Origin of the sequence: Aquibacillus koreensis (genome assembly GCF_025154055.1) — a bacterium.
Lineage (GTDB): Bacteria > Bacillota > Bacilli > Bacillales > Amphibacillaceae > Aquibacillus_C > Aquibacillus_C koreensis.
Window position 1 is genome coordinate 67,728 of the sequence record NZ_JAOALK010000013.1, and the last position, 10,933, is coordinate 78,660.

The following is a 10,933-nucleotide window of genomic DNA, read 5'->3' on the forward strand; positions in this document are numbered from 1 at the left end:
ATAAATGCCTTTGCAAAGCCCATCTGTCAATGATATGATATTAATGGTATAAATGAAACGGGCTTGTAGATGTTGGTGGAGGTGCATGGTTGTGTCAGAAAGCTTACAAGAAATTGTAGTTAGATTACCAAAAAACCTACTAAACGAGGTGGACGGTTTGATGAAAAACGAAAACAGTGATCTGAGCGACTTTATTTGTCAGGCTACAAAATCGTATTTGCGTGAAAAGAAAAAACGCCATATCCGTGAATCAATGCAAAGAGGCTATATGGAAATGGCTAAAATTAACTTAAACATCGCTTCAGAAGCTTTTCAAGCTGAAGAGGAGGCCGAAAACACCCTAGAGCGCTTAGTGAGCGGGGTGTAAAGGTTTGATTGTAAAAAGAGGCGAGGTATATTTCGCCGATCTTTCCCCTGTAGTCGGATCAGAACAGGGGGGCGTTCGTCCAGTATTGGTACTGCAAAACAATATAGGTAATCGTTTTAGCCCCACGGTTATTGTTGCGGCCATTACCGCGCAGATACAAAAGGCAAAACTACCGACCCACGTGGAAATCGATGCAGATAAATATGGTTTTGAACGTGATTCGGTCATCTTGTTAGAACAAATCAGAACGATTGATAAGCAGCGTTTAACGGATAAAATAACGCAATTAGATCAAAGTATGATGGAAAATATCGATAAAGCTTTGGAGATTAGTTTAGGACTTACTGATTTCTGATTTTTTTGTACCACTAAGAAATTTATGAATTCATCTTTCTATGAATAATATTAATGTGCAACCCCCTTGTCATATACATCGGACAAGGGGGTTTTCTTTTTTTCTTAACAGGATGAATTTTCTTATATCGCTGATTTTAGTTGGATAAAAAGGAAGAAGGGAAGAACATTTTGTTAGAGAGCTAATCGGAATGACAGGTTTTTTAATGGCAATCTTCCTAAATCAATGGTAAGTTGACTTTAGTTAAAAATAATGAAAATTTGCGAGAATTCAGTAAACATGTGACAATAATAATAAAATAATTTAATAGGGTGACGTGGAGGAGATACAAATGAACATTGATCTAAGAAACATAGTACTAGAAAACAGTGATACGATTGTAAAAAAATGGCTCGAGGAAGTTTCTAAAAATCGCAATAATGACTATACTTCCACGATCTCAGATGAGTTGTTTCAGAGTACAAACAGAGAATTTGTTAATGTGATTTTTACTAGTGTAGATAAGCAAGGTGTTACTTCGGAATTGGATGATTTCTCTGAACGTTTAATTAATTTAGGTTGGCCTCTAAGTTATATTACCGATGGGTTGCAAGTGTTTAGAAGAGTAACAATAGATTACATGCTAGGTCAATCAGAGAAAGTAGATACTGACCAATTCGCTAAGATTTTAGATTTGGTAGACAATTGGGTAGAGCCAATTATCAATCAATTGGTCAATGAGTACTCTGGAAGTTGGGAGCACACGGTATCATTACAACGCGTGGCCTTACAAGAACTTTCTGCCCCACTCATTCCAGTGATGGACAATATAACTGTAATGCCGTTAATTGGTACGATTGATACGGAACGCGCAAAATTAATTATGGAAAACCTGCTGGATGGTGTCATTAAGCATAATGCAGAGGTCGTTTTAATAGATATAACGGGAGTGCCTGTCGTAGACACGATGGTTGCGCACCATATTATACAGGCTGCTGAAGCTGTAAGGTTAATAGGTTCCACTTGTATTCTGGTGGGGATAAGACCTGAAATAGCACAAACGATTGTTAATCTTGGTATTGATCTGAGTAAATTCCCAACGAAAAGCTCTCTTAGAAAAGGATTTCAATCAGCACTAGAATTAACCAACCGTAAGATCGTTCAAACGAAACAGAGCGAAGATAATGTAGAGAAATTACTAGATTCTTTAAATAAGGAGTGATTACATTGAGAATTCCTATATTGAAACTTCATGATTATCTATTAATCTCTATTCAAATAGATCTGGATGATCAAACTGCAATTCAATTTCAGGAAGACTTATTGAGTAAAATTCATAAGACTGGCGCAACTGGTGTGGTAATTGACTTAACATCAGTAGATATAATAGATTCCTTTATTGCGAAAGTGTTAGGCGATGTAGTAACAATGTCTGACCTAATGGGTGCAAAGGTAGTGTTAACAGGCATACAACCGGCAGTCGCAATGACGTTAATTGATCTGGGAATTCATATGCAGGACGTCCCAACTGCATTGGATTTAGAACAAGGGTTGCTGAAATTACGGCTGGAATTGGAGGAGTAATGATGGACTTCCAATCCTGTGTCAAAATACAAAAAGAATGGGATATTGTTGGTGCACGTCAACTAGGACGAGAACGTGCAAAAGCAATCGGTTTTGGAACTGTTGACCAAGCTAGAATTGCTACGGCTATATCTGAGTTGGCGAGAAATATATATCTATACGCCAAAACAGGTAAGATATGTTTTGAAATCATTGATGATTTAGAACACAAAGGAATTAGAATTTATGCGATTGATAGCGGACCTGGAATTGAGGATATTAGCCAAGTGATGGAAGATGGCTTTTCGACTTCAGGTGGACTGGGAGCAGGCCTTCCGGGTGTAAAACGTTTGATGGACCACTTTGAAATTGATTCTGAACCTGGTAAGGGTACGCAAGTTAAAACGGTTAAATGGGTACGGTAGTTAGGAGGTAATGGATGAACAAGTTAAAGCTTGATGTAGAAAATTATCGTAATTTATTAAAACAATATATTACAACGCATGACGAAACTTCACTTTATCAAGCAGAACAGTTTAGTAAAGTGTCCATGCAACATAATATTTCCCCTGAAGAAATCATTCATGTTCATATAGAAGCTTTAAAGGACCTTTATCCCCATTTACCTAGTGAAGTAGATGACTCGATGAATTTCTTGCTTGAAGCAATGATTTCCTATGGCTTAGCCTATCAAGAGTTTCAATCGTTAAGAGAAAAACAATTGGAATTAAAATCAGAAATATCCGTTGCGGCAAATATGCAAAAAACATTGTTATCCACTGTTAAACCAACGATTAACGGTATAGATATTGGTGCAATAAGTGTACCAGCAAACCAAATGAATGGTGATTACTATCACTTTGTCACAGCTAATGATGAAAGTTTAGGGATCGCGGTAGCCGACGTCATTGGTAAAGGGATTCCTGCTGCATTAGCAATGTCGATGATCAAGTATTCGATGGACAGTTTCCCGGAGAATCAACGTTTCCCAAGTGATATACTGAAAAATTTAAATCGTGTAGTAGAAAGAAATGTAGACCCAAGTATGTTTATTACGATGTTTTATGGATTATATCATCCTGCAACAAGTAGTTTTGTCTATTCATCTGCAGGCCATGAACCAGGTTTCTTTTACAATGCGAAAAAGGATACGTATGAAGAGATACAGGGAAAAGGCCTAGTGCTTGGTGTTACAAATGATACGACATATGAGGAATTTGAGATAAAAGTAAAGAAGGACGATAAGATCATCTTGCTAACGGATGGTGTCACGGAATGCAGGCTTGGCGATCGTTTTATTGAGCGAGATGAAGTACTAGAAGTGATTAAAAGTTATATACATCTCCCTGCTCAGGAGGCAGTTGAAAGCGTATATAAGCATTTCGAACGCCTACAGGATTTTCAATTAAGAGATGACTTTACGTTGATCATTATCCAGAAAAATGTTTGAACCATAGATGATAAGGGTAATGGTATAAGACAAACCATTTATGGAGGTAAACGCATGAATATAAACCTAGAAGTTGAAATAGTCGAACAAGATTCAACTGCTATTGTGTTACTTGCTGGGGAGATCGATGCCTATACAGCTCCTAAACTAAAAGAAGCGTTACTACCTTTGGCGAAACAGCAAGGTTTATTAATAGAAGTGAACTTAGAAAAGGTAAACTATATGGATAGTACAGGTTTAGGTGTTTTCATTAGTGCCCTAAAGGCTACGAAGGAAAGCGGAAGTGAGCTAAAGTTAGTTCAGCTGCAGGATAGAGTAAAGCGATTGTTTGAAATAACTGCATTAGACAGTATTATAACAATTGATTCAACTGTAAGAGGTGGAAAATAATATGAAACCCTTTGATTTCATAGAGATGAAGGTGCCGGCTAAATCAGAATATGTAGGGGTAATTAGACTAAGTACCTCTGGTATTGCTAATCGTATGGGTTTTACATATGAAGATATTGAGGATTTAAAAGTAGCTATTTCCGAAGCGATGTCTAATGCCGCGGCCCATGCATATGATGATAGTGAAGAAGGAGAAGTAACTGTTGGATTTGGCGTATATGAAGACAGGTTAGAAGTAATGGTTGCAGATCATGGTGGTAGTTTTGATCTGACCAAGGTAAAACAAGGAATTGGCCCTTACGAACAAACCGAATCCATAGAAAACTTAAGGGAAGGTGGTTTTGGCCTATTTCTAATCGATGCTTTAATGGATAAGGTTGAGATAAAAAATGACTATGGAGTTATTGTGTTAATGACAAAATACCTTCATATGAATGAGAATGAGGTGGGATTAGATGACGACCAAATCTCAACCACACAATAGACGTGAGGATGAGGTTTACCAGTGGATCCAACATCTTCAGGGAAATCCCCAAGATAGTGAAGTGCAAGAGAAGATTGTCCTCGCCTATCAGGGCTTGGTGGAATCCATAGCTCGAAAATATTCAAAAAACAGTGGAATCCACGAAGATCTAGTACAAGTGGGAATGCTTGGGTTATTAGCAGCTATTAGGAGATATGATCCTGAATTTGGTAAGTCTTTTGAATCATTCGCGATCCCAACGATTATTGGAGAAATTAAACGATATATTCGAGACAAAACATGGAGTGTACATGTTCCAAGAAGGATTAAAGAACTAGGTCCTAAAATTAAAAAAGCGATTGAACACTTAACTGCAGAACAGCAAAATTCCCCATCGGTAAAAGATATTGCGGATTATTTAGAAGTCTCGGAAGAAGATGTGCTAGAAACGATGGAAATGGGTCAAAGCTATAAGGCATTGTCCGTTGATAGGAAGATAGAAGCGGATTCAGATGGTAGTACCGTATCCATTTTAGACTTAATTGGGAATTCCGATCGTGGATATGAAAACATACACCAACAAATGCTACTAGAGAAAATACTTCCGATTCTAAATGAACGTGAACAAAAAGTCTTGCAGTGTACCTATTTTGATAACATGAGCCAAAAAGATACTGGCGACCTATTAGGGATATCGCAGATGCACGTATCTAGAATTCAAAGGCGAGCAATAAGGAAGTTAAGAGAAACCTTGGAATCCGAAAGCTCGGAGGTAATGCGTTAATGGCTGAAGAAAATCGGATGGATGTATCGATCTTTCAGAAGCCTAAAAAAGGCAATTATTACTGTGAGGATAGTTATTTTATACAAGAAACAGAAAATGATTTTATATGTGCACTTGCGGACGGACTTGGTAGCGGAGAGTTTGCGAAGGAATCCTCCCAGGTGGTAATGGATATCATTGAGGAAAATATCGATGCTACGGTAGAACATATCATGACAAAGTGCAACAAAGTTCTTATTGGTAAGCGAGGGGTTGTATTAGGTGTTCTAAAGATCGATTTTTCTTTAGAACGATATAGCTTTTCTTCCATCGGAAATATAGGTGTGATGACCATCTCAGAAAAGTATGAGAAAAAGCGGAACATACCTAATGCAGGATACCTTGGGGGCTTATCTAGGCCGTTTAAAGTATTGCGAGATAAGCTAGTAGATGACATGGTGTTTATCATGTTCTCCGACGGTGTTAGTTCAAAGGCGTTGTCGGAAAAATATTTTTTGGGAAATGATGTTCATCAGATTACGGACACTTTTTCTGCAATACATGGTTCAAACGAACACGATGATACAACGTTAATTGCTATGAAGTATCGTGCAAGTAAATAAAGGCAAGCTAGTAAATACTCCTATTTAATAAGTAGGAGTATTTTTGTGACTTTTAGTAATTATGTTTGGCGTACCTGTATCTCCCTGAATGATGGAATAGGGTACTTTGAGTAGTGTAATTGGGAAAGTGCTATTTTTCTGCTAAAATAAACTAGATAAGTTGGTAAGGAGGAAGTTTAGTGAGCGAATTAATTAATAAAGAAGAATTGATGCAGTGGGTGTCGAAACAGACAGAAGTTTCAATCTCGTCCATTAAACAGGTGATATCACTTTTAGAAGAAGGAAATACGGTACCGTTTATTGCCAGATATCGTAAAGAACAAACAGGGGCGCTAGACGAAGTCCAAATTAAGAATGTAGAAGACAAATGGAATTATGCGCTGCATTTAGCAGAGCGTAAAGAGGAAGTAATTCGCTTAATTGATGAGCAAGGTAAGTTGACAGATGAATTAAAACAATCAATCAGAAAAGCTACAAAGCTACAGAAAGTTGAGGATTTATATCGTCCTTATAAACAAAAGAGAAGAACTAGAGCAACAGTGGCAAAGGAAAAAGGTCTTGAACCACTCGCGAAGGTAGTGTGGGAGCAGTCCAATATAAACTTGAAGCAAGAAGCTACTACCTATTTCTCCGAAGAAAACGAACTGACTACTGTGGAAGAAGTGCTAGCTGGTGTTAATGATATTATAGCTGAGTGGATATCAGATGATCCGCAATATCGAGAATACATAAGAGAGAAAACATTTAAACAAGGTTCGGTCCAGGCGGAGGAAAAGAATAAGGAAAAGGACGAAAAAGGCGTATTTGAAATGTACTACGCCTACCAAGAGCCCGTCCGGTCAATAGTTTCACACCGTGTATTGGCGCTAAACCGAGGAGAGAAAGAGGACATTATTAAAGTATCTATACTTCCTCCAGTGGATATAATTATCGACTATCTTCAAAAAAGGGTAATTACCCATAAAGCATCATCCGAAATCAAGCAATTGTTAACAGAAGCAATTGATGATAGTTATAAACGGCTAATTCAACCTTCCATAGAAAGAGAAATTAGAAACGCCCTTTCAGAGATAGCGGAAGAACAAGCGATCGATGTCTTTTCAAAAAATCTAAAGAACCTATTACTTCAGCCGCCATTAAAGGGGAAGAGCATATTAGGGGTAGATCCAGCCTTTAGGACAGGATGTAAGCTTGCCGTTGTAGATGATACTGGGAAAGTCCATTCTGTAGATGTTATTTATCCTACAGCTCCTAAGAATGATGTTGTGGGCGCAGAAAAAGTAGTATTAAGTTACCTAAAAAAGTTCGATATTGAGCTGATCGCAATTGGTAATGGTACAGCATCAAGAGAAACAGAACAATTTATTGTAGAAGTGATAAAGAAGAATCATTTAAATCTGTCATATATGATTGTAAACGAGGCTGGTGCTAGTGTTTATTCTGCCTCCAAATTAGCAAGAGAGGAATTCCCTGAGCTTCAAGTTGAGGAGAGAAGTGCTGTTTCTATCGCCAGGCGCGTGCAAGACCCTTTAGCAGAGCTGGTGAAAATTGATCCGAAATCAATTGGTGTAGGACAATATCAACACGACGTTAGTCAAAAAAGTTTAAATGATTCGCTAACATTTGTTGTGGAAACAGCGGTTAACCAAGTTGGGGTTAACGTAAACACTGCATCATCATCGTTACTTCAATATGTTTCAGGATTAAGTAAAACTGTAGCAAATAACATTATTAAACAACGTGATGAGGAAGGGAAATTCACTAGTCGTAGCCAGTTAAAGAAGATACCGCGTTTAGGTAATAAAACATATGAGCAAAGTATCGGTTTTCTCCGCGTGCTTGATGGAAAGGAACCATTAGATCGAACGCCAATTCACCCAGAAAGCTATCCTGCGACAAAAGCTTTATTAAAAATGATAGGTTGTTCAACGAAAGATTTAGGGACGGATAAACTAAAAGAACAACTGCAATCTTTAAACATTTCCGAAGTAGCGAGTGAGCTAGAGATCGGTAAGCCAACGCTACAAGATATAGTGAAAGCGTTAGTGAGCCCAGAACGAGACCCGCGTGATGACTTACCAAAACCATTATTAAAACAAAATGTGCTATCACTTGAGGATTTGGAACAAGGAATGGAGCTTCAAGGTACAGTGAGAAATGTTGTTGATTTTGGTGTGTTTGTTGATATTGGAGTGAAACAAGATGGACTTGTGCATATTTCAAAAATGTCCAAGCAATATGTAAAACATCCAATGGATATTGCTTCTGTAGGTGATGTGGTTACCGTATGGGTAGAGAGTGTAGATAGTAACAAGCAACGAATTGCATTATCTATGGTGAAGGAATAACATAAGAAATGAATAAAAGATACCAGAATTCAACTGGTATCTTTTATTATAGTATGCGATCTCGGTAGAAAAACCAACATTGATTAAGTACTTTTATTTGATATAAATTTTTGTTGTGGTAGGCTTCGGTCATCTGCTTCTTGAACCAGTTAGGCATCCTTCGTCCTCCTCGACAAATTAATACTGTTTAAGCGATAATAGTGCCAGTTCGGCAAATGAAAGTCTTTTATAGACCTAAACATAGCTAGTAGGTTGAAGTTGTGACTTTGCTTGATGTAAGGCGTAATTTCTAAAGCGTAAAAGTTAGTTAATTCTATAATATGTTTAAAATAGTTAGGCGTGAATGGTGGTTGTGGAGATGGAGCAAGAGGAACTAGAACGTATTGTCAATGATTTATCTATTCGATTTTTTCATAAACCTTTTATAGATAAAGTGAGCTTTAATAATCGATTACGTACAACTGGAGGAAGGTATATTCCGTCACGTAGAACAATCGAATTGAATCCGAAATATCTGATGGAGCTTGGGAAAGAAGAATTCTACGGCATTATCAAACATGAGTTATGTCACTATCATTTACATATAGAAGGCAAGGGATATAAACACCGGGACCCTGAATTTAGAGAATTACTAAGAAGAACAAACTCCCCGAGATTTTGTCAACCATTACCCTCGCAAAAGACAAATGAGCTTATGTATAAGTATAAATTTAGATGTGTGAGATGTAATCATACCTATAATAGAAGGAGGATGATTGATACAAGAAAATATCGTTGTGGAAAATGTAACGGGGAGATAAAGGAAGAATGAATAAAATGGTAATTAAAAAGTAATGAAAAACATTGACGAATAGATAGCATACATGTTAAATTAATAAAGTTGTTGCAAAACAAACAGCGCAGTAATGCGTTTCGTTTTTGGTACTTGACCAAACATGGGTGTAGTTAGTACAATATATTTATGTCTGAAATGCTTGTCTCATGCAATTTAAATTTCATTTTAAAAAACATTTGACAATTCAGTGCCATTGCGATAAGATATTTAACGTCGCTGATACACGATGTGATCAGAAAGCTTTATAAAACAACAACACGAATCATACAAACAAGTATATTAATGATTATTCCACAGTAGCTCAGTGGTAGAGCAATCGGCTGTTAACCGATCGGTCGTAGGTTCGAGTCCTACCTGTGGAGCCAGTGGAGAAGTACTCAAGTGGCTGAAGAGGCGCCCCTGCTAAGGGTGTAGGTCGCGTAAGCGGCGCGAGGGTTCAAATCCCTCCTTCTCCGCCATTAAAACATGGCCCGTTGGTCAAGCGGTTAAGACACCGCCCTTTCACGGCGGTAACACGGGTTCGAATCCCGTACGGGTCACTTAATTTTATAATGATATTTTCGCTAAGCGAATAATATTGGTCCGGTAGTTCAGTTGGTTAGAATGCCTGCCTGTCACGCAGGAGGTCGCGGGTTCGAGTCCCGTCCGGACCGCCATTCATTTTTGGCCCATAGCCAAGCGGTAAGGCAACGGTTTTTGGTACCGTCATGCGCTGGTTCGAATCCAGCTGGGCCAGCCATTTTTATCTTCACGGAGTATGAATCCTTCATTAATTCATCTAATAATAGTAGTTGGTTTAATACTATAATCTTCATTACATTCTCTTGTTGAAACAAGTTTAGATTAAAAAACTAGTGAGGTTTTGCACTTCATGATTCTTAACATCATTAATCATGGGTCGTTTTTTTATCTTTCATTGTAATTGGATTACTTAGTTTTTGAATAGGGTTAATTTCAATGTGACGAGCATATAGCAACACAAGGTAAGGAAGTATATTCATAATATGAGCCATTAGCTCAGCCGGTAGAGCATCTGACTTTTAATCAGAGGGTCGGAGGTTCGAATCCTCCATGGCTCATCAAAATTTTATTATGTATCACACATGCGGGTGTGGCGGAATTGGCAGACGCGCTAGACTTAGGATCTAGTGCCTTATGGCGTGGGGGTTCAAGTCCCTCCACCCGCACCATGGATCTAAACAAAGGCGGTCGTGGCGGAATGGCAGACGCGCTAGGTTGAGGGCCTAGTGGGAGGTAATCCCGTGGAGGTTCAAGTCCTCTCGACCGCACCAAAAAAAGTGCTTGACGGGTCATTGCGCATCTGTTATACTAAAAGATGTCGCTTCGATAAGCGCCCGTAGCTCAATTGGATAGAGCGTTTGACTACGGATCAAAAGGTTAGGGGTTCGACTCCTCTCGGGCGCGCCATAGCCGGGAAGTAGCTCAGCTTGGTAGAGCACTTGGTTTGGGACCAAGGGGTCGCAGGTTCAAATCCTGTCTTCCCGACCATTTTAAAAAATATATTTTATCCCATTTATGCGGGTGTAGTTTAGTGGTAAAACCTCAGCCTTCCAAGCTGATGATGAGGGTTCGATTCCCTTCACCCGCTCCATTTATTTAATGGGCCTGTAGCTCAGCTGGTTAGAGCGCACGCCTGATAAGCGTGAGGTCGGTGGTTCGAGTCCACTCAGGCCCACCATTAAATCTTATTGATCTTTGAAAACTGAACAAAACAATCATTTATGTCAAGCAAGAAAAAAAGCTAGTTTTTTGAATGAGTTAACACTCAAACACTTT

Annotated in this window: 13 protein-coding genes and 12 tRNA genes; 24 read left to right on the forward strand and 1 reads right to left on the reverse strand. The window is 38.5% G+C overall.

Annotation, left to right across the window (positions count from 1 at the left end):
• Nucleotides 1–85: 85 nt before the first annotated feature.
• The 11 genes from NYQ66_RS04085 to NYQ66_RS04135 all read left to right on the forward strand — a co-directional run bounded on the left by NYQ66_RS04085 (nt 86) and on the right by NYQ66_RS04135 (nt 8,301).
• Nucleotides 86–367 carry a CopG family ribbon-helix-helix protein gene (locus NYQ66_RS04085; RefSeq protein WP_259867151.1) on the forward strand — a complete coding sequence of 94 codons (282 nt, stop codon included), beginning with the start codon at nt 86–88 and terminating at the stop codon, nt 365–367.
• A 4-nt stretch (nt 368–371) separates the two neighbouring features.
• Nucleotides 372–722, forward strand: coding sequence for a type II toxin-antitoxin system PemK/MazF family toxin (locus NYQ66_RS04090; protein ID WP_259867153.1), 351 nt, complete (start codon nt 372–374; stop codon nt 720–722).
• Nucleotides 723–1,053: 331 nt separating this feature from the next.
• Nucleotides 1,054–1,923 carry an RsbT co-antagonist protein RsbRA gene (locus NYQ66_RS04095; RefSeq protein WP_259867155.1) on the forward strand — a complete coding sequence of 290 codons (870 nt, stop codon included), beginning with the start codon at nt 1,054–1,056 and terminating at the stop codon, nt 1,921–1,923.
• A gap of 5 nt (nt 1,924–1,928) precedes the next feature.
• A complete protein-coding gene (locus NYQ66_RS04100; RefSeq protein WP_272480039.1) occupies nt 1,929–2,285 on the forward strand; it encodes an STAS domain-containing protein in 357 nt (118 codons plus the stop codon).
• A gap of 2 nt (nt 2,286–2,287) precedes the next feature.
• Entirely contained in the window at nt 2,288–2,689 is a 402-nt protein-coding gene (locus NYQ66_RS04105; RefSeq protein WP_259867159.1) for an anti-sigma regulatory factor, read from the forward strand.
• 14 nt (nt 2,690–2,703) lie between these two features.
• Nucleotides 2,704–3,714: a PP2C family protein-serine/threonine phosphatase gene (locus NYQ66_RS04110; protein ID WP_259867162.1), complete on the forward strand. Its 1,011-nt coding sequence runs from the start codon at nt 2,704–2,706 to the stop codon at nt 3,712–3,714.
• 54 nt (nt 3,715–3,768) lie between these two features.
• A complete protein-coding gene (locus tag NYQ66_RS04115) occupies nt 3,769–4,104 on the forward strand; it encodes an anti-sigma factor antagonist (protein WP_259867164.1) in 336 nt (111 codons plus the stop codon).
• Between the two features lies 1 nt (nt 4,105).
• Nucleotides 4,106–4,588 carry an anti-sigma B factor RsbW gene (gene rsbW, locus NYQ66_RS04120; protein ID WP_259867168.1) on the forward strand — a complete coding sequence of 161 codons (483 nt, stop codon included), beginning with the start codon at nt 4,106–4,108 and terminating at the stop codon, nt 4,586–4,588.
• Nucleotides 4,560–5,351 carry an RNA polymerase sigma factor SigB gene (sigB, locus tag NYQ66_RS04125; RefSeq protein WP_259867170.1) on the forward strand — a complete coding sequence of 264 codons (792 nt, stop codon included), beginning with the start codon at nt 4,560–4,562 and terminating at the stop codon, nt 5,349–5,351. The genes rsbW and sigB overlap by 29 nt, the downstream gene beginning before the upstream one ends.
• Nucleotides 5,351–5,953 (forward strand): protein phosphatase 2C domain-containing protein, encoded by a 603-nt coding sequence (locus NYQ66_RS04130; protein WP_259867173.1) that lies wholly within the window; start codon nt 5,351–5,353, stop codon nt 5,951–5,953. Before sigB ends, NYQ66_RS04130 begins: the two co-directional genes overlap by 1 nt.
• Before the next feature lie 209 nt (nt 5,954–6,162).
• Complete coding sequence (locus tag NYQ66_RS04135) at nt 6,163–8,301, forward strand: Tex family protein (RefSeq protein ID WP_259867186.1); 2,139 nt, start codon at nt 6,163–6,165, stop codon at nt 8,299–8,301.
• A gap of 46 nt (nt 8,302–8,347) precedes the next feature.
• Here the strand turns inward: NYQ66_RS04135 and cmpA are convergent, their stop codons facing one another.
• Nucleotides 8,348–8,458, reverse strand: coding sequence for a cortex morphogenetic protein CmpA (gene cmpA, locus NYQ66_RS04140; RefSeq protein ID WP_259867175.1), 111 nt, complete (start codon nt 8,456–8,458; stop codon nt 8,348–8,350).
• 201 nt (nt 8,459–8,659) lie between these two features.
• Here cmpA and NYQ66_RS04145 point away from each other — a divergent pair, with 201 nt between their 5' ends.
• From NYQ66_RS04145 to NYQ66_RS04205, 13 genes are all read left to right on the forward strand, one after another.
• Nucleotides 8,660–9,112 (forward strand): SprT family protein, encoded by a 453-nt coding sequence (locus tag NYQ66_RS04145; protein WP_259867178.1) that lies wholly within the window; start codon nt 8,660–8,662, stop codon nt 9,110–9,112.
• A 314-nt stretch (nt 9,113–9,426) separates the two neighbouring features.
• Nucleotides 9,427–9,501: transfer RNA gene (locus NYQ66_RS04150), tRNA-Asn, on the forward strand.
• A 2-nt stretch (nt 9,502–9,503) separates the two neighbouring features.
• A tRNA-Ser gene (locus NYQ66_RS04155) sits at nt 9,504–9,594 on the forward strand.
• A 9-nt stretch (nt 9,595–9,603) separates the two neighbouring features.
• Nucleotides 9,604–9,675 (forward strand) — tRNA-Glu (locus NYQ66_RS04160).
• Between the two features lie 40 nt (nt 9,676–9,715).
• Nucleotides 9,716–9,792, forward strand: a tRNA-Asp gene (locus NYQ66_RS04165).
• A gap of 8 nt (nt 9,793–9,800) precedes the next feature.
• Nucleotides 9,801–9,875 (forward strand) — tRNA-Gln (locus NYQ66_RS04170).
• A 267-nt stretch (nt 9,876–10,142) separates the two neighbouring features.
• Nucleotides 10,143–10,215: transfer RNA gene (locus tag NYQ66_RS04175), tRNA-Lys, on the forward strand.
• A gap of 26 nt (nt 10,216–10,241) precedes the next feature.
• A tRNA-Leu gene (locus tag NYQ66_RS04180) sits at nt 10,242–10,326 on the forward strand.
• A 15-nt stretch (nt 10,327–10,341) separates the two neighbouring features.
• Nucleotides 10,342–10,428: transfer RNA gene (locus NYQ66_RS04185), tRNA-Leu, on the forward strand.
• 59 nt (nt 10,429–10,487) lie between these two features.
• Nucleotides 10,488–10,564, forward strand: a tRNA-Arg gene (locus NYQ66_RS04190).
• Nucleotides 10,565–10,568: 4 nt separating this feature from the next.
• A tRNA-Pro gene (locus tag NYQ66_RS04195) sits at nt 10,569–10,645 on the forward strand.
• Between the two features lie 29 nt (nt 10,646–10,674).
• A tRNA-Gly gene (locus NYQ66_RS04200) sits at nt 10,675–10,748 on the forward strand.
• Nucleotides 10,749–10,758: 10 nt separating this feature from the next.
• Nucleotides 10,759–10,835: transfer RNA gene (locus NYQ66_RS04205), tRNA-Ile, on the forward strand.
• The last annotated feature ends 98 nt before the right edge of the window (nt 10,836–10,933 follow it).

What these genes read in the sequence shown, in the direction of transcription:
- NYQ66_RS04135 (WP_259867186.1), top strand. Translation starts at nt 6,163, where the DNA reads ATGCAGTGGGTGTCGAAACAGACAGAAGTTTCAATCTCGTCCATTAAA.
- sigB (WP_259867170.1), top strand. Translation starts at nt 4,560, where the DNA reads ATGACGACCAAATCTCAACCACACAATAGACGTGAGGATGAGGTTTAC.
- NYQ66_RS04085 (WP_259867151.1), top strand. Translation starts at nt 86, where the DNA reads ATGGTTGTGTCAGAAAGCTTACAAGAAATTGTAGTTAGATTACCAAAA.
- rsbW (WP_259867168.1), top strand. Translation starts at nt 4,106, where the DNA reads ATGAAACCCTTTGATTTCATAGAGATGAAGGTGCCGGCTAAATCAGAA.
- NYQ66_RS04130 (WP_259867173.1), top strand. Translation starts at nt 5,351, where the DNA reads ATGGCTGAAGAAAATCGGATGGATGTATCGATCTTTCAGAAGCCTAAA.
- cmpA (WP_259867175.1), bottom strand. Translation starts at nt 8,458, where the DNA reads ATGCCTAACTGGTTCAAGAAGCAGATGACCGAAGCCTACCACAACAAA.
- NYQ66_RS04145 (WP_259867178.1), top strand. Translation starts at nt 8,660, where the DNA reads ATGGAGCAAGAGGAACTAGAACGTATTGTCAATGATTTATCTATTCGA.
- NYQ66_RS04095 (WP_259867155.1), top strand. Translation starts at nt 1,054, where the DNA reads ATGAACATTGATCTAAGAAACATAGTACTAGAAAACAGTGATACGATT.
- NYQ66_RS04110 (WP_259867162.1), top strand. Translation starts at nt 2,704, where the DNA reads ATGAACAAGTTAAAGCTTGATGTAGAAAATTATCGTAATTTATTAAAA.
- NYQ66_RS04115 (WP_259867164.1), top strand. Translation starts at nt 3,769, where the DNA reads ATGAATATAAACCTAGAAGTTGAAATAGTCGAACAAGATTCAACTGCT.
- NYQ66_RS04105 (WP_259867159.1), top strand. Translation starts at nt 2,288, where the DNA reads ATGGACTTCCAATCCTGTGTCAAAATACAAAAAGAATGGGATATTGTT.